This window comes from Microbacterium sp. NPDC056736 (genome assembly GCF_042790415.1).
Lineage (GTDB): Bacteria > Actinomycetota > Actinomycetes > Actinomycetales > Microbacteriaceae > Microbacterium.
On record NZ_JBHTZE010000005.1, the window covers coordinates 26,273 to 48,144 of the forward strand.

Here is a 21,872-nt window from a genome sequence, read left to right on the forward strand (position 1 = left end):
GGTCAACGCCAGTCCACCTCGACGGCGCCGGCCTCGTACGTCGCGACGGGGTGCGCGAACGGCAGCGGTGAGAGCTGCTCGGCGTGCACCAGACGGATGCCGGGGGCCGCGGCGAGCAGCTGTCCGACGGCCTCGCGGATCTCGAGGCGCGCGAGCTGCTGGCCGACGCAGCCATGCGGTCCGTGACCGAAGCCGAGATGGCCGAAGGCGTCGCGGGTGACGTCGAACCTGTCGGGATCGTCGTACTGCCGCTCGTCGTGGTTCGCGGCCACGGGCGAGACGGCCACGGTGGTGCCGGCGGGGATGACGACGCCGTGCAGCTCGACGTCCTCCCGCGCGGTGCGAGGGAACAGCGTGACGAACATCGCCCCGACCCGCATGAACTCCTCGATCGCGCCCGGCAGCGTCGAAGGATCGTCCCGCAGGACGGCGAGCTGGTCGGGGTGCGTGAGCAGCGCCACCATCGCCGTGGAGATGAGGTACGCCACCGAATCACGGCCGGAGGTCATCAGCACGAGCAGGATGCCCTCGACCTCGGCGCGCGTCCACTCACCCTGCAGCAGGTGGGTGATGACGTCATCGCCCGGCGCGCCCTCCCTCGCGGCGAGGACGTCGCGGATGTAGTCGAACTTCTCCTGCGTCGTCGATGTGCCGGTCACGAACAGCTCGCCGAACCGCGGCGTCAACGCGTCGGGCACGCCCAGCACCAGGCAGTGCGTGCGCATCGAGATCGGCGTCGCGTAGTCGGCGAAGAGGTCGGCGGGCTGCTCCCGGGCGAGGAAGTCGGCGAGCTGCGAGGCCACGATCCCGGCCACCGCCTCCTCGCGGGCCCGGACGGCGCGCATCGAGAACTGCGACAGGATCGCCCTCCGCATGCGGAGGTGCTGCTCGCCGTCGAGCGCGAGCAGGTTCGAGGCGGCGAGCGCGGCGCGCCCGGCCTCGTCCAGATCGTCGAGCTCCGTCCCCTCCTGGGGCCCAGGAAAGCGGTGGACCGCGACGGTGAACCGCGGATCCGCCAGCACGTCGCGCGCGAGCGCATGCCGGGTGACGATGAGCCCGTCGGGCCCGTCGGGGTAGCGCAGCGGCGTCGCCGGCGCTTCGTCGCGCCACAGCGCCAGCGCCGGCGACGGCGCGAGAGGCGTGCCGTCGGTCGGCAGGACACGCTCCGGGTAGGGGCATCCGGTCATACGAGACTCCCTTCGGCGCGGAGGAGGTCGGCCCGGGCGACCCGGAACTCGCGCGCCATGTTCCATCCGACGAGCGCCTCCACGCGTTCCTCGCGCCGCGCGGCGAGGACGAAGCGGTCGCCGTCGGCGGCGCCCGCGATCACGCGCAGCTCGGCGTCGGGCCGCACCCGGCCGTGGACGAGGATCCGCGTGCCGAACAGCGTCGTCCAGAAGAACGGCTCGATGGGCGGGGATGCCTCACCCGTCGCGATACGACGGGCCACCGCCTGCGCCTGCAGGATCGCCGTCTGCTGGTGCTCCGTGCGCCGGGGACGCCCGTCCGCCGGATCGGTCCAGGCCGCGACGTCCCCGACCGCGTGGATGCCGTCGGCCGCGCGGCCGTTCGCATCGCAGACCACCCCGTCGGCGACCTCGAGTCCGGAGCCGCGCAGCCACTCGACCGATGGCGCGCAGCCGACGGAGCTCACGACCGTCGACGCGCCGGCGATCGTGCCGTCGGCGAGGTGCACTCCGGCACCATCCACGGCGACGACGTGCGCACGCGTGCGCAGCTCGACCCCGTTCTCGCACAGCAGACCGGCGATGCGCGCCGACAGGCGCGGGCCGAGGGCGCCCAGCGAGACCCCCTCGCCGCGGGCGAGGAGGGTCACCGCACACCCCGCGGTGCGCGCCGCGGCGGCCAGCTCGCAGCCGAGCACGCCCGCCCCGACGATGGCGATCCGGTCGCCGCGCACGAGCCGCTCGCGCAGATGGTGCGCGTCCTCGATCGTCCGCAGCGTCTGCGACCCGGGAAACGGATGCCGCGCCGCCGCGCCGGTGGCGATCACCAGCTCGTCGTACCCGACCCGTTCGCGACCGACCGCGACCTCGCGTCGCCGCGGGTCCAGCCCCGTGGCGGCGCGGCCGAGGCGCAAGGTCGCGTCGAGCCCCGCCAGCTCGGCGCGGCCGCGAAGGGGTGAGGCATCCCACTCTCCGGAGAGGACCTGCTTCGACAGCGCCGGCCGGCTGTACGGCGCGTGGCGTTCGGCGCCGAGGAGCGTGATGCGCCCGTCGAACCCCTCGGCACGCAGGCTCTCGGCGGTCGTCAACCCCGCGAGTGAGGCGCCGACGATCAGCACATGCGTCATCGGTCCGTCACGCGGATCGCTCGCGCGGGGCAGAGCGACGCCGCGCGCAGCGCCGCGGCGACGTCGTCGTCCGCGGTCGGGTCGGGGTCGAGCACGACGACGATCCCGTCATCGTCCTGATCGAAGAGCGTGCCCGCCACGAGCGCGCACTGGCCTGCACCCACACAGGCGGTGGTGTCGGCGAAGATCGTCATGAGAGCAATATCCGCCGATTCTGCGTCGTATTCCACGTGTATGTTGACGACATGTCGGAGGATGTTGACGGTCATGCCTGACGCCCGCGTCCGCGGACGCCACGCGACGCTCGAACAGCACGGCGTCGCGGCCGAGAGGTTCACGGACTTCATCAGCCCCACGCTCGACCTGCACGGGGTGGACGTGGTCCTGCTCACCTTCGTGCTGCGCGGCACCGGTCGGCACGTCCTGGACGAGACCGAGTACGCCATCACGGGCCCGTCGTTCGCGGTCACGCGTACCGGCGAGCGTCACGGTCTCATCACCGACGGCGATGCACTCGAGGTCGTGAACGTCTACCTCGACGTCGACGCGCATCCGGTCAAGCCGCTCGCGCCGCCGCTGGACCGCGCGCTGGCCGCCCTCCTGCCGCTCGGCGACGCGCCCCCGGTGCGGCTCCCCCAGGTCGCGATCGACGACGTCGCCCCGACGCGCGCACTGCTCGAGCTGCTGGAACGCGAGACCCTCCATCCGGGCCCGGGGACGGGCGACACCGTCGCCGCCCTGCGGCGGGCGCTGCTGGTCGAGTGCGCGCGGGCGATCACGGACCACGGCTTCCTCCCCGCCCGCAGCCCCCGCCGCCGCACGGACGTCGCCGTCGAGGAGGTGCGTGCGCACCTCGATCGCTCGTTCACCGAGAGCCACAGCCTCGCCGACCTGGCGGCACGGGTCCACCTGGAGCGGACCTATCTCTCGCGCGCCTTCGCGGAGTCGACCGGGGAGACCATCTCCGAGTACATCGCACGCCTGCGGATCGGCTACGCGGCCACCCTGCTGCGCACGACCGACCGCAGCATCGCCGACATCGGCACCACCGCGGGCTTCCGCGACCTCTCCCACTTCGGCCGCACGTTCAAGCGCCTGCGCGGCGTCTCCCCACGCGACTACCGGCGCACCCCCTGACCCCACGTCCCTGCGTTCAACCGATTCACGAGGCGGACGGGGAAGGCGGGCTCGCCGCGACGGAGGGCGCCTCGCGCCAGACCCGCACGTCCCACGGCGCGAGGTCGACCTCGGTGCCTGCCGGGTGAAGAACGTCGTCGAGGACGGATGCCGCGTCCGCCGCGACCCGCACCGTGCGGGCGTGAGGCGACCAGTTGTGCACCACCCACACGCGACCCTGCGCACCCGTGAGCGAGTGCGCGGTGACCGACGCCGGCCGCGCGGTGAGGATCGCGGAGCCCGCGCGCTCCGGCCGACCGGGCGCCGCATCGCCCGGGAGCTCCGGCCGACCGGGCGCCGCGTCGCCCGCGGAGCCGCGGGCGGCGGCATCCGTCATCACGTCCGCCAGCGTCGCCCGGTCGAGCAGCGTGCCGACGACCGTGATCGCGCCCGCACCGACCTCGTGGCGCGTGACGGCGGCCCATCGGCCGAACAGCGGATGCCGGTACGCGAGGACGACATCGGCGCCGTCGGGCTCGAGCCCGTCGACCCACCCGTGCGCGGTGCCGACCACCACGCCGTCGCGCTGCACCTCGATCGGCTCGGCGAGCGCCGCGAACTCCCGGTAGCCGACCCCGGCCGCCGGCCCGACGATCGCGGGGGCCCGCACGGGTCGCATGCGGCCTTCGTCGTCGCCGTACCCGGTGCGGGGGCCGATCACCAGCCGGCCGCCGAGGCGGGCGTACTCGACGAGCGTCTCGAGCGTCGGATCGGATGCCGCGACCAGGCCCGCGACGACGAGCACCGGGTACCGCCGCACGAGCTCCGCCGGGTCGGGCAGCTGCCGGTCGTTGACGAACCCCACCTGCAGCCCGGCATCGACCGCCGCGCGTCCGAACGCGCCCACGATGCGCGCGTACGATCCCCGGTCTGCATCGGCGCCGTGCGCGAGCGGCGGCTCGAACGTCATCATCCACTCGCTGTCGTGCGCGTACACCAGGCCGACGTCGGCGTCGGGTTCGGCATCCGCCAGCCAGGGCGCCGCCGCCCCGAACTGCCGGCCGATCGCGGCGATCTCGGCGTGGATCCGCCCTGGTTCGAGGTCGTGGCCGAGGATGCCGCCCCAGTGCACCTCGGCGCCGGAGTGCAGCGTGTGCCAGTGCCAGTACGACACGAGCCGCGCGCCGCGGGCGACGAGCAGCCACGCCGCCTGGGCGAGCTGCCCGTCGTACGGCGGGCGGGTGAGCCACGCGGGGCCGATCGAGGCAGCGCCCGTCTCGGTGACGAGGAACGGACCCTGGCGGGACGCCCGCATGCGGTCGGCCATGAGCACGAGCTGCGGCACGTCGTCGGCGTACCACTGACCGCCCGCGCCGTCACGCTCCAGGTCCATCGCGTCCTGCGCGAGGTAGTACGCGTTGCCGCTGGCGATGTCCAGCCGCGCGCCGACGGCGACGTCGTCCATCGCCGGACGCTGGTAGGCGATGCAGGTGGTGAGGAACGTGTCGTCGCCTACGAGCGGGCGGACGAGGTCGGCCTGCCAGCCGATGAAGTCGGCGGTGAGCTCGGCCTGGAAGCGCCGCCAGGCGAGGTCGTAGGCGGGGGTGGTGTTGCCCGACGGCGCCCACAGCTCGTCCCACTCCGCGATGCGGTGCGACCAGTACGTCAGCCCCCACGCGTGGTTGAGCGTCCCGACATCGCCGTAGCGCTCGGCGACCCAGTCGCGGAAGCGCCCGACGACCTGGTCGTTGTGGATCAGATGGAGGCCCGCCTCGTTGTCGAGCTGCACACCGATGACCGCCGGGTGCCGGCCGTGCCTGCCGATCACGGCGCGGATGACGCGCTCCGCGTAGCCGCGGAAAAGCTGGGACGTGTAATCCACCTCCTGCCGGCCGCCCCACGGCACGGAGCCGCCGTCCTTGCGCACCACCGCGAGCTCGGGGTGTGCGCGCGCGAGCCACGGCGGCACGGCGTAGGTGGGGGTGCCGAGGATGACGTCGATCCCGTGCGCGTGCGCCGCGTCGAGCACGGGCGTCAGCCACTCGAGGTCGAACTCCCCGTCGCGCGGCTCCCACGTCGACCACACCGACTCTCCGACGCGGATGCAGGTGATCCCGGCATCCGTCATCAGCCGAAGGTCGGTCTCGAGCCGCGACGGGTCGGGCAGGTACTCGTTGTAGTACGCCGTCCCCAGGCGCGGGCCGCCGCGCCAGGCTTTCAGGCGATCGGATGCCGCGACCACGCGTCAGTCCGTCACGCGCGTGATGCGCAGGGCCAGCGCCTCGCCCTCGGGCAGCTCGACCGGTGCGGACGCCCGGGCGTAGGCGTCGTTGCGCTGCACGTCGTCGAGCGTGAACCGGCGGCCGACGGGGGTGATCGTCATGTTCCAGGTGTCGATCACGTCGACCTCGAACACGTCGCCCTCCTCCGGTCGCTCGCCCGGCACGCCGATGGGCAGCCGGAAGTCCCACGTCGCCGGCGCCGACGGGCCGAGGTACTGGACGTAGAGACGGCGCGGGATGCCGGCCACGTACGCAGGGTCGTCCCACTTGTCGATCGGGTCCAGGCCGGGGCCGTCGACCTCTTCGAGGATGCCGCGGAGGAAGGCCAGCCGCGGCGGCGAGTCGCCCTTGAGCGGGCCGCCCTCGACCATATGGAGGCTGCCGGACTCGGTGACGAAGCTCTCGCCGTGGGAGGCGTACGTTCCCGCGACGGTGGCGATCCAGAACTGGTGCACGAGCTGCTCGGCGTCGAGGTGACCCCAGCGGTCGGGGATGTCGCCCTCGTACTTGATCTCGTCGAGCACGACGGGCTTGCCGTAGACGTCGCGGTAGAGGTTGGCGCGGCCGAAGTCGGTGGTGACCGACCCGTTCTGTATCGACGCGTGGGTGACCCAGGGCTGGTTGTTGTCGTACAGCTCGATCCAGTTGTGGATCGAGCGGAGGTGGTCGTAGGGGTCGATCTCGGCCAGCAGCGCGCCGGTGCGGTCCCAGCGGTCGGCGGGTCGCTCGAGCTGGTCGAACTCGTTGCACAGCGACCACCAGACGTGCGGGTGGGCGGCCAGTCGCGCGACGAGGTAGCGGAGGTAGACGGCATCCTCCTCCTCCGTCAGCTCGTTCAGCCCGAACTGGCCGCGGTCGTACGCGTTGTAGACGAGGACGTCGGCCTGGATGCCGCGCTCCCCCAGCACCTCGACGGCCCGGTCGAGTCGCTGGAAGAACTCGGGCACCGGGCGGGTGACGTCCCAGCGTCCGTCCGTCTTCTCGAACGGCATGAGGGCCGGGATGTGCTCGATGTAGCCGCCGCCCTGCGGGAAGACCATGAACCGGAACTTGTTGAACCCCGCCTCGGCGATCGCGTCGACGGTCGAGGAGAACAGCGGCTCGTCCTGGTGCAGCCAGTTGTACGCGGTCGCGCCGACCGGGCGGAACGGCGTGCCGTCGGCGTGCGCGAAGTGGAACCGGTGGGAGACGCGGACGGGCCCGTGATCACCGCCGGCGACGATGTCGAAGGCCCCCGAGCGCCCGGCCAATGCCGCATCGTCGGAATCGGTCGACCACGTCCACTCGCCGACGAGGTCGGGGGCGAACCGGGCGCGGTAGGTCGTGCCGCCGTCCCAGAACCCGGCAACGACGCGCTCCTGCCCGGTCGGCCCGTGCTGGGCGCGCAGCGTCAGCGGCGTGCGGTCGGCGGGGATGACGCCGGCGCCCTCGAACGTCAGCTCGATCGGTCGGTACAGCTCACTCGGCTGCGGGTGGGACACGGGGTTCTCCTTCGATGTCGTATCCGTGGGCGGTTCGGTTCAGGCCGGGACCCGGCGCGAGCTCTCGCGCACGATGAGCTCCGGCTCGTAGATGCGCTGGACGACCGTGCCGTGCTCGATCGCCTCGAAGAGCAGATCGACGGCGGTCGCGCCGAAGTCGGCGTGCTGGGCGCGGACGCTCGTGAGGGGGATGAGGGATGCCTCGGCGAACTCGTTGTCGTCGTACCCGACGACCGCGATGTCGCGGGGCACCGAGACGCCGCCGGCGATGAGCGCCTGCAGCACGCCGAGGGCGAGCAGGTCGTTGGCGGCGAACACGCCGTCGGGCCGGTCGGCCGCGGGGCGTGCCGCCAGCTCTGCGCCGACCGCGCGGCCAGCGGCGATCGATCGCTCCGCCACCTCTTCGACGTCGATGACGCCGGAGGTCCCCGCCACCGCCTGGCGCGCGCCGTCGAGCCGATCCGCGACCTGCTGGACCGGCAGCGGGCCGCCGACGAACGCGATGCGGCGGCATCCGCCGGCCAGCAGATGCGCGGCGGCCTGCCGGCCCCCGGAGACGTCGTCGATCGAGATCGAGGGCTGCCGCTCGTCGCGCGCGCGACGGCCGACGAGCACCGACGGGGTGCCGCGCTCGCGCATGGCGGCGAGCCGGTTCTCGATCGGCTCGAACGACGACACCAGCAGCCCCCGCACCTGCCGCTGCTCGAACGCCTCGAGGTACGCGTCCTCCCGCTCGCGGTCGCCGTGGGAGTGCGCGAAGAAGACGGTGTGGCCGAGCCGCTCGGCGCGGTACTCCACCTCCTGCGCGATCTCGCTGAAGCGGGGGTTGCTGACGTCGGGCGAGAGGTAGCCGATGAGGGTGCTGACGCCGAGCCGCAGCTGCCGTCCCGCGCTGGACGGGACGAAGCCGAGCTCGTCGATCGCCTCGGCGATGCGCCGCGCCCGTTCCGCCGACACGCGGTCGGGGTGGTTGAGGTACGCCGAGACCGTGCCGACCGCGACGGCGGCGCGGGCGGCCACCTGGCGGATGCCGGGCCGATGCCCGGGCCGGTCCTCCGTCGCCGACATGTCAGCGCCAGTCGTGCTCGGCGGCGAATCCGAGGCGCTCGCGGATCTTGCGCGTCGACATGAGCGACTCGAACTCGCCGAGGTCGTCGGCCACCGGCGTGCCGGGAAACCAGCGCGCGGCGACCTCGCGCGACGGCGCCGCGTTGCCTGATTCCGGGGCGGCCACGTTGTACACCTCGAAGCCCGGCTGCGCCGCGGCCAGGGCGAGCGAGACGGCCAGCGCGCCGTCGCGCGCGTCCACCCACGACCCGACGAGGTCGCGGCGGTAGTGCGGCTCCGCGGCGCGCTGGAAGGTGGCGTACTCGTCCGGGGCGACGACATTGGTGAAGCGCAGCGCGGTGACCGACGACCCGGGTGCCCAGCGCACCAGCTGCGCGGCGATCGCCTCCTCGGCCACCTTGCCGAGTCCGTACGTGTTGTTCGCGCTGGTGTACGTCTCGTCGACCGGGAGCGACGGCGGGGCCTCGTCGAACGGGAAGCCCATCGCCGTGATGCTCGAGGCCAGCACGATCGTGCGGATCCCCGCGCGGTGCGCGGCGAACAGCGCGTTGAACGACACCGTGACGTTGTTGTGGAAGGTCGCGGCATCCGGAACCAGGCCGTTCACCGGGATCGCCGCGAGATGCACGAGGGCGTCCAGTCCGTCGTGGCGCGCGGTCACCGAGAGGAACGCGTCGAGCGTCTGCCCGAAGTCGGTGAGGTCGACCCGCGTGAAGCCCGGCCCGGGCGTTCCGGCGAGGTCGAATCCCATGACGTCATGGCCGTCGGCACGCAGTCGCTCGACCGTGGCGCGCCCGAGCTTGCCGCCGCTGCCGGTCACACCGATGCGCATGCCGTACCTCCTCGTCCGGGCACCGGGAACGCAGCTTGAAACGTTTCGAGATCGGTGCGACACTCACTGTACACGTTTGGAATGAAACGTTTCGAACATTCCCCAGAGAGGACACCGATGTCCGTCACCGTCGACGCCCCCCGCATCGAACACCACCGCGAGCCGCTCGGCATCGGAGAGCGGATGCCGCGCCTGTCGTGGCGCATCGCCGGCGCGCCGTCGGGCTGGCGGCAGACCGCCTACCGCGTGGAGCTCGAACAGCACGGCGCGACCACCTCGCACGATGTCGAGAGCCCCGACCAGGTGCTGGTCGCCTGGCCGGGCGAGCCGCTGCGCTCGCGCGAGCGCGTCACGGTGCGCATCGCGGTGCGCGGAACGGACGACGCGTGGTCGGAGGCATCCGCGCCCACCGTGCTGGAGGCGGGGCTCCTCGAGCCGTCCGACTGGGTCGCCCGGCCGGTCGGCGCGACCCGCAACGAGAACCCGAACAGCGACGACCGGCGACCCTCGCTCGTCCGCCGCGGCTTCGAGGCGCGCGAGGGGCTGGTGCGGGCGCGGCTGTACGCGACGGCGCACGGCCTCTACGAAGCGGAGCTCAACGGCGAGCGCGTCGGCGACGACGCCCTCTCGCCCGGCTGGACCGTGTACGGCCGGCGCCTGCGGTACTACACCTACGACGTGACCGCGCTGGTGCGCCCCGGCGAGAACGCGATCGGTGCGTGGCTCGGCGACGGCTGGTACCGCGGGCGGCTCGGCTGGCGCGGGGGCTTCCGCAACGTCTACGGATACGACCAGTCCTTCCTGGGCCAGCTCGAGCTCACGTACGGCGACGGCACCCGTGAGGTGATCGCCACCGACGTGTCGTGGCGGTCGGCGCCCAGCCCGATCCTGCAGAGCGGCATCTACGACGGCGAGGACTACGACGCCCGCCAGGAGCTGCCCGGGTGGTCCGCGCCGGGATTCGACGACTCGGAGTGGGAGGGCGTGCAGGAGCGGCACCGCGACCCCGCGACGCTCGTCGCGCCCACCGCTCCCCCGGTGCGCGCGACCCAGGAGCTCCGCCCCGTCGAGGTGCTGACCGGGCCGAGCGGCTCGCGCATCCTCGACTTCGGGCAGAACCTCGTCGGGCGGGTGCGCATCCGGGTGTCAGGGCCGGCGGGTACCGCCGTGACGCTGCGCACCGCCGAGGTCATGCAGGACGGCGAGATCTACACCCGGCCGCTGCGCGCCGCGCGCTCGGCCGACAGCTACACCCTCGCCGGGCACGAGGTCGAGGAGTGGGAGCCCCGGTTCACCTTCCACGGCTTCCGCTACGTCGAGGTCACGGGATGGCCGGGCGACCTCGACGCGGATGCGGCGGCCGGCGCCCTCGTCGCCCGCGTGTACCACACCGACCTCGAGCGCACCGGCTGGTTCGAGTCCTCGGATGCGGCGCTCAACCGCCTGCACGAGAACGTCGTGTGGGGTATGCGGGGCAACTTCGTCGACATCCCGACGGACTGCCCGCAGCGCGACGAGCGCATCGGCTGGACGGGCGACATCCAGGTGTTCGGCCCGACCGCGTCGACGCTCTTCGACGTCTCGGGCATGCTGTCGGGCTGGCTCCGCGACGTCGCGATCGAGCAGCTCCCCGACGGCACGGTGCCCTGGTACGTGCCGGTGATCCCCGCCGTCGACAAGTGGACCCCGATGCGACCGGGCGCCGCCTGGGGCGATGTGGCGACGCTGCTGCCGTGGACCCTCTACGAGCGCTTCGGCGACGTCGGCGTGCTCGAGGCGCAGTTCGACAGCGCGCGCCGCTGGGTGGACCTGCTCGAGCGGCTCGCCGGCCCCTCCCGACTGTGGGACACGGGCTTCCAGCTGGGCGACTGGCTCGACCCGGCCGCGCCGCCGAACGACCCCGCCGACGCCCGCACCGACCGATACCTCGTCGCGACCGCGTACTTCGCCAAGTCCGCCCGCACCGTCGCCCGCATGGCCGAGGTGCTGGGGCGCGCGGACGAGCGGGGGCACTACGACGCGCTCGCCGACGAGGTGGTCGCCGCCTTCGGCGGGGCGTACGTCCACGACGACGGCACGATGACCAGCGACGCGCAGACGGCCTACGCGCTCGGGCTGCGGTTCGACCTCATCACCGATCCGCAGCGGAGGGATGCCGCGGCCGCACGGCTCGCACAGCTCGTGCACGACGCGGGGAACCGCATCGCCACCGGGTTCGTCGGCACCCCGCTGGTGTCGGACGCCCTCAGCTCGGGCGGCCAGGTCGCCACCGCGTACGACCTGATCCTCGAGCGCCGATGCCCCTCGTGGCTGTACCAGGTGGAGCAGGGTGCAACCACGGTCTGGGAGCGGTGGGACTCGCTGCTGCCGGACGGCACGGTCAACCCGGGCCAGATGACGTCGTTCAACCACTACGCGCTGGGCGCAGTCGCCGACTGGATGCACCGCGTCATCGCCGGCCTCGCACCGGAGGCCCCGGGCTACCGGCGCATCCGCTTCGCGCCTCGCCCCGGCGGCGGACTCACTTCGGCCTCGGCGCGCCAGCTCACCGCGTACGGCGAGGTGGCGATCTCGTGGCGCATCGCGGACGGGCAGCTGCACGTCGAGGTCACGGTGCCGGTGGGTGCCGAGGCGGTGCTCGACCTGGACGGCGTCGCGGAGGAGACCCTCCGCGCCGGCATCCACTCGCGCGCGGTGCCCGTGGTCGCCTGACGAGAGGGCCTGACGGGAGGGGCGCCGCCGTAGGTCTCCCGTGGTACTGGCGCGGACGGCGGAGAGTGAATATCCTTTCGTTAGCGAATCCTCAGTCGGTTCGCCACGATCGGAGTCACTGTGCCCGTCACGCCGTACACCCGCCAGCCGGACGGGCAGGTGCGCCTGCTCACCAAGGTGGCCCGCATGTACCACGAGCGCGGCGTGCGTCAGGCCGACATCGCGACCGCGCTCAATATCTCACAGGCGAAGGTGTCGCGTCTGCTCAAGCGTGCGGAGTCCGTCGGGATCGTGCGCACCATCGTGACGGTGGCGCCGGGCGTGCACGCCGAGCTCGAAGAGCAGCTCGAGGAGAAGTACGGCCTCGCCGAGGCCGTCGTGGTCGACGTCGACCCCGATGCCGACGAGAAGGAGCTGCTGGCCTCGCTCGGGGCGGGGGCGGCCGGCTATCTCGAGGCGACCCTCTCGGGCGCCGACCGGATCGGCGTCTCGTCGTGGAGCCAGACGATCCTGGCGATGGTCGACCGCATGCGCCCGTTCACCGTGCGCGGCGCGACGGAGGTCGTGCAGCTGCTCGGCGGGGTCGGCGCGCCCGAGGCCCAGAGCCACTCCAACCGCATCCTCGGCGAGCTCGCCCGCACGCTGGGCGCGGAGCCCGTCTACGTGCAGGCCCCCGGCGTGGTGGGGGATCCGGCGATCCGCGACAGCCTGCTGCAGGACCCGTCGATGCAGGAGGTCGCGCGCCACTGGAACGACCTGACGATGGCCATCATGGGCATCGGCAGCATCGAGCCGTCCGACGTGCTCGCCACCAGCGGCAACGCGTTCCCGCCCGAGGAGCGACAGGGGCTGCTCGACGAGGGCGCGGTCGGTGACATCTGCCACCGCATCTTCCGCGCGGACGGCTCGCTCGTGCGCGGCGCGATCGACGACCGCATCATCGCCATCACCGTCGAGAACCTCATGCGCATCCCCCGCCGCGTCGGCATCGCCGGCGGCGAGCGCAAGCTGGAGGCGATCCACGGCGCCCTCGCCGGCAGCTGGGTCACGACGCTCGTCACCGACCTCCGCTCGGCCGAGGCCCTCGCCGACCGCTCCTGACCCCCGGCGCTCCGCGGGCGCGCCGGCTGCGGCATCCGCGATCCTCCGCGCCTCGCCACGGCATCCGCGGATCCGAATACCGGACTTTCGGCCGCTTTCCGGATCAGCAGCGCACCGCCGCTCCGGAAAACGTCACGAACTCCGAATTCCGGATCGACGGGACCTCCTGCGGCCCGGATTCAGCGGGCGGCGAGGGAGGCCGCGAGGCGCTCGACGCCGAGGCGCGGGCTCGTGAGCACCGGCACGTCGACCGACACCGCCTCGGCCGCGGAGGCCATGGATGCCTGCGCCAGCACGATCACGTCGGCCTCGGCCGCGCCGCGCTCGATCGCCGCGGCGACCAGACGGTCGTGGGTCGCGCGGTCGCCGCCGGCGACGGCGGCGAAGGCGCCCTCGATCACCTCCGAGGTGAACTCCGGCTCCATCCCGGCGAGCCGGGCGCGCTCCTGGAGGAGTCCCAGGGTGGGACGGCACGTCGTGGGCAGGGTGGCGAGGACCCGGATGCGGCGACCGGCGCGCACCGCGGCATCCGCCATCGCCTCGTCGACGCGCAGCACCGGCACACCGGCCGCTGCCGCTGCGGGTGAGGCGAGCTCGGAGATCGAGGAGCAGGTGAACATGACGGCATCCGCTCCCCCGGCCGCCGCCGCACGCACGAGGTCGTCGATCCGTTCGGGGACGGATGCCGCGCGCTCCTCGTCGCCGAGATCGGCGACGATGCGGTCGTCGAGGTAGTTCACGACCGTCGCGCCCGGCAGGAACTCGGCCGCCAGCGCCCCGAACGGAGCGATGTTGACGGCGCCGGTGTGCAGGAACGCGATGCGCGGTGCGGAGGTCATGCAGTCAGCCTTCCAGGATCTCAGCCCTTGAGGGCGCCGCCGGACATGCCGGCCATGATCTTCTTGTTGAGCGTGAGGAACAGGATGAGCAGCACGAGGATGTTGATGCTCACCGCCGCGAACAGCGGTCCGTACTGCGTCGATCCGTACTCGTCGCTGAGGCTCAGCAGTCCGACCTGGATCGTCGCGAGGTCCGGCCGCGTCGTGAACGTCAGCGCGATGAGCAGGTCGTTCCACACGCTGAAGAACTGGACCAGGCCGATCGTGAGGATCGCGTTCTTCATCATCGGGATGCCGATCACGAAGAACGACCGGAGCGGGCCCGAGCCGTCCACCGTCGCCGCCTCGAAGATCTCGCGGGGCACCGATCGGAAGTACGTCGCCATGAGGAACGTCGTCAGCGGCAGCCCCATGACGGTGTAGGTGATGATGAGCGGCCACAGCGTGTCGGTGATCCCGATGCGGAAGTACGTGATGAACAGCGGGACGAGGATCATCTGCCCCGGCACCATGATGCCGGCGAGGATGTAGAGCAGGACGCCGTTGCGGCCCTTCCAGATCATCACCTCGAGGGCGTACCCCGCCGCGACGCCGATGAAGACGATCAGCAGCACCGAAGGGATCGTGACCAGCACGCTGTTGAGCCAGTTGCGGGCGACGTTCCCATTGGTGAGAGCGGTGATGTAGTTGTCGAACTGCCACGTCTCGGGGAGCGAGAGGGCGGGGTTGGAGAGGAACTCGGACTGGGTCTTGAACGAGCCCAGCACCATCCAGACCTGCGGGTACAGCACCACGATCATCAGCACCGCCACGACGATCCACACCGGCAGGCGGCGCAGCGCGCGCAGCACGCCTCGGCGGGCGCGGTTCGGCGTCGGCCGTCGGACGGTGGGGGTGGCGACCGTGTATGCGGTCTCGGGCTGCGTCAGGGTCATGTCAGGCCTCCGCCTTGCGACGCGACGATCGGAAGATCGCGAGGGTGAACACCAGGCAGAGTGCGGTGAGGATGACGGCGATGGTGGAGCCGTAGCCGTACTCGGCGTACTCGAACGCGGTGCGGTACATGTACAGCGTCATCGGCGCGGTCGACGTGCCCGGGCCGCCGCCGTTGAGGGCGAGGAGGCTGTCGAACACCTTCAGCGTGGCGTTGAGGCTGAAGATGATCGAGGAGAGCAGGATGGGCAGCGACAGCGGCACCACGATGTGGCGGACCAGCTTGAGGCCGTTCGCGCCGTCGAGCCGTGCCGACTCGATGACCTCCTCGGGGATGTCGAGGAGCCCTGCGTACAGGAGCACGGCGTAGAAGCCCATCGAGCTCCACAGCGTCATCACGATGGCGGTGGTCATGGTGCCGACCGTCGAGGCCAGCACCTCGACGCTCTCACCGCCGAAGAAGTTGATGATGTCGTTGACCGGGCCCTGGTTCTCACCCACGGCCACGAAGCTGCGGAACAGCAGCGCCACGGCCACCGTGGGCAGGACGGTCGGGAAGAAGACCAGCGTGCGCACGAGGGTGGAGCCCTTGCGCAGGACGAAGACGTAGAGGAGGGCCAGCGCGTAGCCGAGCGCCACCTGCAGGGCGGTGGCGACCACCGCGAAGAAGATGCTGACCCACATCGACTGCAGCGCCGCCGGGTCGGTGAAGAACGTGGTGAAGTTCTGCAGTCCGACCCAGTCGAAGCCGCGCAGCGAGTTGCCCTCGAAGAACGACAGGCCGAGGGACCAGCCGACCGGCACCACCTTCAGCAGGGTGTACAGCACCAGGGCCGGTGCCAGCAGGATGAAGATCGTCTTCCGATCTCCGAAGATCGAGTTCATCTGCGAACTGCTTTCTATGTGGAACCGGCTCCCCGAGCGACCGCCCGGGGAGCCGGTGCGGGAGGTCAGCCGTTGGCGTCGATGCTCGCCTGGAGCTCGGCCATGTAGTCCTCGGCGCTCATCTGCCCGGTCGTGAGCAGCGTCACGTTCGTCGATGCGAGCGAGTTGCTCTTCGAGTCCATGAGAGCCTCGAACCACAGTACGGTCTCGTCGATGCCCGCGATGCGCTCCTGCATCTCGGCGGTGTTGGCCGACAGGTCGGTGACCTCGCCGTTGACCTTGAAGCCCGAGATGACGCCCGCGTCCTGCAGCGCCTGCTGGCCGTAGTTCTCGGCGATGCAGCTCACCCAGTCGACCACCTTGGGGCCGAACTGCTCGGCGTTGATGATCATCGGGGCGCCGGCGTTCGCGGCGTACTGGTCGATCGAGCCGTTGCCGCCGTCGACCTCGGGGAACGGCATGAAGCCGACGTTCTCGCCGCCGATCTGGTTGCGCTCCGGGTCGTTGATGGCGCTCAGCAGCCACGATCCGTCGTACGTCATCGCGGCCTGGCCGGTGAGGAACATGTTCGACGAGGTGTCGCCGTCGCGGGTCGAGAAGCCCTCGCCGAAGTAGCCGGCCGCGGCGAAGTCCGCGAGTGCCTGCGCACCCTCGACGTACTCGGGCTCGGTGAGCTTCGCCTCGCCGTCGCGCACGGCGGCCATCGCCTCGGGGCCGACGTTGCGGAAGATGTACATGCCCATGATGCGCGTGAGCGGCCAGCCGTTCGCACCCGCCTCGGTCATCGGCACGACGCCGGCGTCGGCCAGGACGTCGGCCGCGTCGACCAGCTCGTCCCACGTCTGCGGCTCTTCGATGCCGTTGTCGGCGAGGATCTCCTTGTTGTAGAAGATCCCCTCGATGTTGTACTGGTACGGCATCGAGAACATGCCGCCGTACACCTGCTCGACGGTCGAGGCGGCGGCGGGGAGGACGTTGTCCCACGCGTCGGCGCCCTCGAGCGCGGCCTTCAGGTCGCCCACGAGGCCGGCGGCGTTGAGGTCGCCGTCAGGACGGATGAGCGCGGTGCCCGCGATCGTGTGAGCCGGAAGCGCGCCCTGGCTGGCCAGGAGGGTGACCTTCTGCACGGTGTCGGCCTGCGCGACCTTCTGGTGCTCGAGCGGGAGCGCCTCGTTCTCGGCCTCGCACGCGCCCTCCGAGAGGGCGGTCAGCTGCTCCTCGAGGACCGGGTTCTCATTGGCGGTCATGACGGTGAAGGTGTCGGGGTCGGTCCCCCCGGCGCCGCTGCCGCCCTCCGACGATCCGGAGTCGGCGTCGCCGCTGCCTCCGGCGCAGGCGGCCAGCGGCAGCACCGCTGCCAGTGCGATGCCGAGCACCGCGGTGCGGCGACGGTTGCTGCGTGTGTTCATAGCGTCCTCCTTGACGACGGCCATGCGGGTGAAAGGTACGACACGACAGTAGGGACGATTTCGATGTGTGTCAACAGTCAGTACTGAAATTCTATTCACTTTGAGACGATTCACCCGCTAGACTGCATTTCCATGCAGCGTTGCGAGAACTTTCAGCGCCGCCTAGTCTGACCCGCATCGGCCCGTGCTTGCCGCGATGCGGCGACGAGCACGAGACTGAGACGCCATTTCGGAAGGAACCGCCATGACCGCCACGACCGCGACCAGGGCCCACGCCCGGCTGCGACCCCTCGGCGCCGGGAGCGCACGGTGGGCGAGCGGCTTCTGGGGCGACGTCCACGATCGCACGCGCGACGTGACCATCCCGCAGATCTGGTCCTCCCTGAGCGATCCGGCCGTCAGCCCCGGCCTCGCGAACTTCCGCATCGCGGCCGGCCTCGAGTCCGGGGAGCACTCCGGCCCGCCGTTCATGGACGGCGACTTCTACAAGTGGCTCGAGGCCGCCGTCTCGCGCCTTGAGACGGACCCCGATCCCGAGCTCGCCGCCCGCATCGAGGAGATCGCCGCGCTCATCGCGTCGGTGCAGCGCGAGGACGGCTACCTCCACACCCCCACGGTCATCTCGTCCCGCAACCACGAGGACGTCATCGCCCTCGCCGACCGCTTCAACTTCGAGACGTACAACCTCGGCCACCTCATCACGGCCGGGGTGCGCCACTACGAGGTGACCGGGTCGACCACGCTGCTGGACGCCGCCCGCAAGGCGGCCTCGTTCCTCGAGGACCTCGCGACGAACAAGCCGCTCGAGCTCGCCCGCAGTGCGATCTGCCCGTCCCACTACATGGCGGTCGTCGACCTCTACCGGGCCACGGGCGACGAGCAGTACCTGCGGCTCTCCGAGGCGTTCATCCGCGTGCGCGACGACTTCGAGGGCGGCGACGACAACCAGGACCGCCTCCCGGTGCGCGAGCAGACCGTGGTCGCCGGGCATGCCGTTCGGGCGAACTACCTGTACGCGGGCCTGGCGGATCTGGTCGCCGAGACGGGCGACGACGAGCTCGAGGCCGTGCTCGAGCGACTGTGGCGCGACGTCGTCGACACGAAGCTCTACATCACGGGCGGTGCGGGCGCGCTCTACGACGGCGCCTCCCCCGACGGCTCGCCGTGGCAGAACCAGATCAGTCGCGTGCACCAGGCCTACGGCCGCGCCTACCAGCTTCCGCACACGACGGCGCACAACGAGTCGTGCGCGAACATCGGGCTGATCCTCTGGGGCGAGCGGATGCTGTCGCTCACGGCCGACGCGCAGTACGCCGACGTGATCGAGCAGGTGGCCTTCAACAGCCTGCTCTCCAGCATCAGCCTCGCCGGCTCGGAGTACTTCTACACGAACCCGCTGCGCCAGGTGCGGGACCTCCCCTACCCGCTGCGCCGGCCCGGCGACACCGCCATCCACCCCACGCCGCCCCCGCCGCCGTCGGACGAGCGCCTGCGCGAGCCCTACCTGTCGTGCTTCTGCTGCCCTCCGAACATCGCGCGCACCCTCGCCCGCTTCCACGAGCGCGCCGCGTCGCTCGGTGACGACGGTCTGTACGTCCACCTCTACGGCGGCGGTGTCGTCGATGTCACGACCGGCGACGGGCGCCGCCTGGCGCTGCGGGAGGACAGCGACTACCCCTGGTCGGAGCGGCTGACGTTCACGGTGACGGATGCCGCGGCCGGCGGCATCCCGCTCCACCTGCGCATCCCCGGCTGGTCATCGGGCGCGACCCTCAGCGTGAACGGCGAACAGGTCACCGTGTCGGACCCCGGCACCTACACGCCCGTCGAGCGCGTCTGGCAGAAGGGCGACGTCGTCGAGCTGACCCTGCCGATGCCGGTGCGGGTGCTGCGCGCCCACCGGCTGGCGGAGGAGGCCACGAACCAGGTGGCGGTGCGGCGCGGACCCGTCGTGTACTGCGTCGAGTCCGCCGACCTCCCCGAGGGCGTCGTCCTCGAGCAGGTGGCCCTGCGCCGCGGGGCGACGTTCGAGCCGGTCGAGACCGAGATCACGGGTCGGCGCGTCGTCGCGCTCGAGACCGAGGCCGTCATCCTTCCGGGCTCCGACGACGACGCCCTGTACGACGACCTCGCCGACACCGCCCTGCAGCAGGCGACGGTGCGACTCATCCCGTACTACGCGTGGGGCAACCGCGGCGCCGGCGAGATGTCGGTCTGGCTCCCGCTGGTCTGGTGACGCGCATGAACTTCCAGCACCCCGTCGGGGCGTCCGTCGTCGCGACGTACGTCATCGAGACCTCCCTCCCGCTCCAGCACGCGGCCGAAGTGCTCGCGGGCGAGCAGTCCACGGGCACCTTCGTGCGCGTGGAGCGCGAGTCCGACGACCTGCGCGCCCGGTTCGCCGCCCAGGTCGTCGGCATCGAGGAGCTGCCGCTCACCGGCGCCTCCCCCCTTCCCGGCGCGGTCGGCGATCCGGCGCTGCGCCGGCGGGCGCGGCTGCGGCTGCGGTTCCCGCTCGACAACTTCGGGCCGTCGCTGCCGAACCTCCTCGCGGCCGTCGCGGGCAACCTGTTCGAGATCAAGGAGCTGGCGGCGATCCGCCTGGTCGACCTCGAGCTGCCGCAGGCCTTCGCGGAGCGCTACCCCGGCCCGGCATTCGGCGTCGAGGGCACCCGGCGGCTCGTCGGCCGCCCCGAGGGCGCGATGATCGGCACGATCGTGAAGCCCAGCATCGGTCTGGCCCCGGCGGAGCTCGCCGAGGTCGTGGCGGAGCTCGCCGAGTCGGGCATCGACTTCATCAAGGACGACGAGCTGCAGGGCAACGGCCCGAGCGCTCCGCTGGCCGACCGCGTCGCCGCGGTCATGCCCGTGCTGGAGCGCTACGCCGACCGCCACGGCCGCAAGCCCATGTACGCGTTCAACATCACCGATGACATCGGCCGCCTCGAGGCGAATCACGACCTCGTCGTTGCCGCCGGGGGCACGTGCGTGATGGCGTGCATCAACCTCATCGGCCTTCCGGGACTGGAGTTCCTGCGCCGCCACAGCGGCGTGCCGATCCACGGGCACCGGGCCATGTTCGGCGCCTTCGGACGCTCGGAGCAGGTCGGGATAGGGTTCCGTGCATGGCAGAAGCTCGCGCGCCTGGCCGGCGCCGACCACCTGCACACCAACGGCATCAGCAACAAGTTCTACGAGACGGACGACCAGGTGCTCGACTCGATCGCCGCCGTGCGTGAGCCTCTCCTGGGGCTCACCCCGACGGTGCCCGTGCTGTCGTCGGGGCAATGGGGCGGACTCGCGCACGCGACGTACGCCGCGGTGGGCACCACCGACCTCCTCGTGCTCGCCGGCGGCGGCATCCACGGTCATCCCGACGGCGCGGCCGCCGGCGTCGCGAGCATGCGCGATGCCTGGGCGTCGGCCGCACGCGGCGAGAGCGCCGACGACGCGTACGAGAGCTCCCCCGCGCTGCGCCGCGCCGCGGAGCTCTTCGGGCCCGTCCGTGCCTAGAGCCCGCGTCGCCTTCTACGGCGACGACTTCACCGGCAGCGTCGACGCGCTGCTGCAGTTCGCGCGGCGCGGCTGGACCGGTCGCCTGTTCACGCGGCTGCCGGATGCCGCGACCCTGCGCGCGGCGGCCGGCGAGGTCGACGTGATCGGCGTGGCCGGCATCTCGCGCTCCCTTGCGCCGGCGGAGATGGACGACGAGCTCCGGCCCGTGTTCGCGGCGTTCGCCGAGCTCGAGCCGGACGTCGTGCAGTACAAGGCGTGCTCGACCGCGGACTCGGCGCCGCACATCGGCAGCCTCGGCCGGGTGATCGAGCTCGCCCGAGAGGCATTCGGCGAGCGCCCGGTGCCGATGCTGTTCGCCCAGCCCGACTTCGGGCGCTACACCCTGTTCGGCCAGCACTTCGCGGCGGAGCGCGGCGTCGTCTATCGGCTCGACCGGCAGCCCACGATGTCGCAGCACCCCTCGACGCCGATGACGGAGGCCGACCTCGCCGCGCACATCGGGCGGCAGACGGACCTTCCGGTCGGCTCGATCCCGCTGGTCGCGTACGGCGATCTGGATGCGCTCCTGCGGGGGACGCCCGCCGCGGCCGTCGTCCTCGACGCCCTCACCGACGAGCACCTCGTCACGATCGGCGAGGCGCTCGGCACGCTGCCCGCGCCGGTGTTCGCGATCGGCTCGGGCGGGCTCTCGCACGGCGTCGCGGCGGCCGCCCCCGGCGATGCGCCGGAGCTTGAAGCGTCGTCGACGGCCTCGGGGCCGGTCCTCGTCGTGTCGGGCAGCCGCTCGGCCCAGACGCGCCGGCAGGCGGATGCCGCAGCCGCCGCGGGGTGGCTCGTGCGGCCTCTCCCCCTCGACGCTGCGGGCGTCGCCGCAGCGCTGCCCGAGATCCTCCGGGCACTCGGCTCGGGCCGTGGCGTCGTGCTGACCTCCGACGACGCCGACACGGACGCCGCGGGGGGAGCGCCGCTGCTGCCGGCGATCGCGGAGGCCGCGGCATCCGTCATCTCGGCCGTCGCGCACGACGGCGCGTCCCGTCGCGTGATCGTGTGCGGCGGCGACACGTCGAGCCGCGTGACACGCCTGCTCGGCGTCGAGTCCCTGTCGATCGCCGCGAACCCCTGGGGGAACGTCGTGCTGCTGCGCGCCCACGCCGGGGAGCCCGCGATCGACGGGCTCGAGCTGCTGCTCAAGGGCGGCCAGGTCGGGTCGGACTCGCTCTTCATCGACGTGGCGGCGCTCGGCCGCCGCTAGCACGCCGGACCCGAGCCGGAGGGGTCGCGCACGGTAGCCGTATCGGAATGCCGGACGGTCTGTCATGCTTTCTCCCACCGCGATTGGAAGCTGTCGTGAAGCCGTCACAAGAGGTTTCTCCGCTAGCGCCCC

17 protein-coding genes are annotated in these 21,872 nt (G+C 71.9%); 6 read left to right on the forward strand and 11 right to left on the reverse strand.

What is annotated here, in order from left to right:
- Nucleotides 1-2: 2 nt before the first annotated feature.
- Genes ACFRAL_RS11370 through ACFRAL_RS11380 form a run of 3 tightly spaced genes read right to left on the reverse strand, consistent with a single transcriptional unit; the run spans nt 3 to nt 2,583 of the window.
- Nucleotides 3-1,187: a cytochrome P450 gene (locus tag ACFRAL_RS11370; RefSeq protein ID WP_378882887.1), complete on the reverse strand. Its 1,185-nt coding sequence runs from the start codon at nt 1,185-1,187 to the stop codon at nt 3-5.
- Nucleotides 1,184-2,314, reverse strand: coding sequence for an NAD(P)/FAD-dependent oxidoreductase (locus tag ACFRAL_RS11375; RefSeq protein ID WP_378882890.1), 1,131 nt, complete (start codon nt 2,312-2,314; stop codon nt 1,184-1,186). The genes ACFRAL_RS11370 and ACFRAL_RS11375 overlap by 4 nt, the downstream gene beginning before the upstream one ends.
- A complete protein-coding gene (locus ACFRAL_RS11380; protein WP_336394493.1) occupies nt 2,311-2,583 on the reverse strand; it encodes a ferredoxin in 273 nt (90 codons plus the stop codon). Before ACFRAL_RS11380 ends, ACFRAL_RS11375 begins: the two co-directional genes overlap by 4 nt.
- Here ACFRAL_RS11380 and ACFRAL_RS11385 point away from each other — a divergent pair.
- Nucleotides 2,582-3,451 (forward strand): helix-turn-helix domain-containing protein, encoded by an 870-nt coding sequence (locus ACFRAL_RS11385; protein ID WP_378882893.1) that lies wholly within the window; start codon nt 2,582-2,584, stop codon nt 3,449-3,451. The two genes, ACFRAL_RS11380 and ACFRAL_RS11385, sit on opposite strands and share 2 nt — an antisense overlap.
- A gap of 25 nt (nt 3,452-3,476) precedes the next feature.
- Here ACFRAL_RS11385 and ACFRAL_RS11390 read toward each other — a convergent pair whose 3' ends face one another.
- From ACFRAL_RS11390 to ACFRAL_RS11405, 4 genes are read right to left on the reverse strand one after another with little or no spacing between them, the layout of a single operon-like run.
- Nucleotides 3,477-5,672, reverse strand: coding sequence for a beta-galactosidase (locus ACFRAL_RS11390; protein WP_378882896.1), 2,196 nt, complete (start codon nt 5,670-5,672; stop codon nt 3,477-3,479).
- Between the two features lie 3 nt (nt 5,673-5,675).
- Nucleotides 5,676-7,193 (reverse strand): DUF4038 domain-containing protein, encoded by a 1,518-nt coding sequence (locus ACFRAL_RS11395; protein WP_378882898.1) that lies wholly within the window; start codon nt 7,191-7,193, stop codon nt 5,676-5,678.
- 39 nt (nt 7,194-7,232) lie between these two features.
- On the reverse strand, nt 7,233-8,261 hold the full coding sequence (locus tag ACFRAL_RS11400; protein WP_378882901.1) for a LacI family DNA-binding transcriptional regulator: 1,029 nt from the start codon (nt 8,259-8,261) through the stop codon (nt 7,233-7,235).
- Nucleotide 8,262: 1 nt separating this feature from the next.
- Nucleotides 8,263-9,093, reverse strand: a complete 831-nt coding sequence (locus tag ACFRAL_RS11405; RefSeq protein WP_336394488.1) for an NAD(P)-dependent oxidoreductase — start codon at nt 9,091-9,093, stop codon at nt 8,263-8,265.
- 117 nt (nt 9,094-9,210) lie between these two features.
- On the opposite strand from ACFRAL_RS11405, the gene ACFRAL_RS11410 reads away from it, so the two are divergent.
- Nucleotides 9,211-11,805: a family 78 glycoside hydrolase catalytic domain gene (locus tag ACFRAL_RS11410; protein WP_336394487.1), complete on the forward strand. Its 2,595-nt coding sequence runs from the start codon at nt 9,211-9,213 to the stop codon at nt 11,803-11,805.
- Nucleotides 11,806-11,925: 120 nt separating this feature from the next.
- Nucleotides 11,926-12,906, forward strand: coding sequence for a sugar-binding transcriptional regulator (locus ACFRAL_RS11415; protein WP_336394486.1), 981 nt, complete (start codon nt 11,926-11,928; stop codon nt 12,904-12,906).
- 179 nt (nt 12,907-13,085) lie between these two features.
- Here the strand turns inward: ACFRAL_RS11415 and ACFRAL_RS11420 are convergent, their stop codons facing one another.
- From ACFRAL_RS11420 to ACFRAL_RS11435, 4 genes are all read right to left on the reverse strand, one after another.
- Nucleotides 13,086-13,745, reverse strand: coding sequence for an aspartate/glutamate racemase family protein (locus tag ACFRAL_RS11420; RefSeq protein WP_336394485.1), 660 nt, complete (start codon nt 13,743-13,745; stop codon nt 13,086-13,088).
- 20 nt (nt 13,746-13,765) lie between these two features.
- A complete protein-coding gene (locus ACFRAL_RS11425) occupies nt 13,766-14,680 on the reverse strand; it encodes a carbohydrate ABC transporter permease (RefSeq protein WP_336394484.1) in 915 nt (304 codons plus the stop codon).
- 1 nt (nt 14,681) lies between these two features.
- Nucleotides 14,682-15,563 (reverse strand): sugar ABC transporter permease, encoded by an 882-nt coding sequence (locus ACFRAL_RS11430; protein WP_336394483.1) that lies wholly within the window; start codon nt 15,561-15,563, stop codon nt 14,682-14,684.
- A 65-nt stretch (nt 15,564-15,628) separates the two neighbouring features.
- Nucleotides 15,629-16,972, reverse strand: coding sequence for an ABC transporter substrate-binding protein (locus tag ACFRAL_RS11435; protein WP_378882907.1), 1,344 nt, complete (start codon nt 16,970-16,972; stop codon nt 15,629-15,631).
- A gap of 244 nt (nt 16,973-17,216) precedes the next feature.
- On the opposite strand from ACFRAL_RS11435, the gene ACFRAL_RS11440 reads away from it, so the two are divergent.
- From ACFRAL_RS11440 to ACFRAL_RS11450, 3 genes are read left to right on the forward strand one after another with little or no spacing between them, the layout of a single operon-like run.
- Nucleotides 17,217-19,208 carry a glycoside hydrolase family 127 protein gene (locus ACFRAL_RS11440; protein ID WP_378882910.1) on the forward strand — a complete coding sequence of 664 codons (1,992 nt, stop codon included), beginning with the start codon at nt 17,217-17,219 and terminating at the stop codon, nt 19,206-19,208.
- 5 nt (nt 19,209-19,213) lie between these two features.
- Entirely contained in the window at nt 19,214-20,485 is a 1,272-nt protein-coding gene (locus ACFRAL_RS11445) for a RuBisCO large subunit C-terminal-like domain-containing protein (protein ID WP_378882912.1), read from the forward strand.
- Entirely contained in the window at nt 20,478-21,740 is a 1,263-nt protein-coding gene (locus ACFRAL_RS11450; RefSeq protein ID WP_378882915.1) for a four-carbon acid sugar kinase family protein, read from the forward strand. The genes ACFRAL_RS11445 and ACFRAL_RS11450 overlap by 8 nt, the downstream gene beginning before the upstream one ends.
- Nucleotides 21,741-21,872 lie beyond the last annotated feature (132 nt).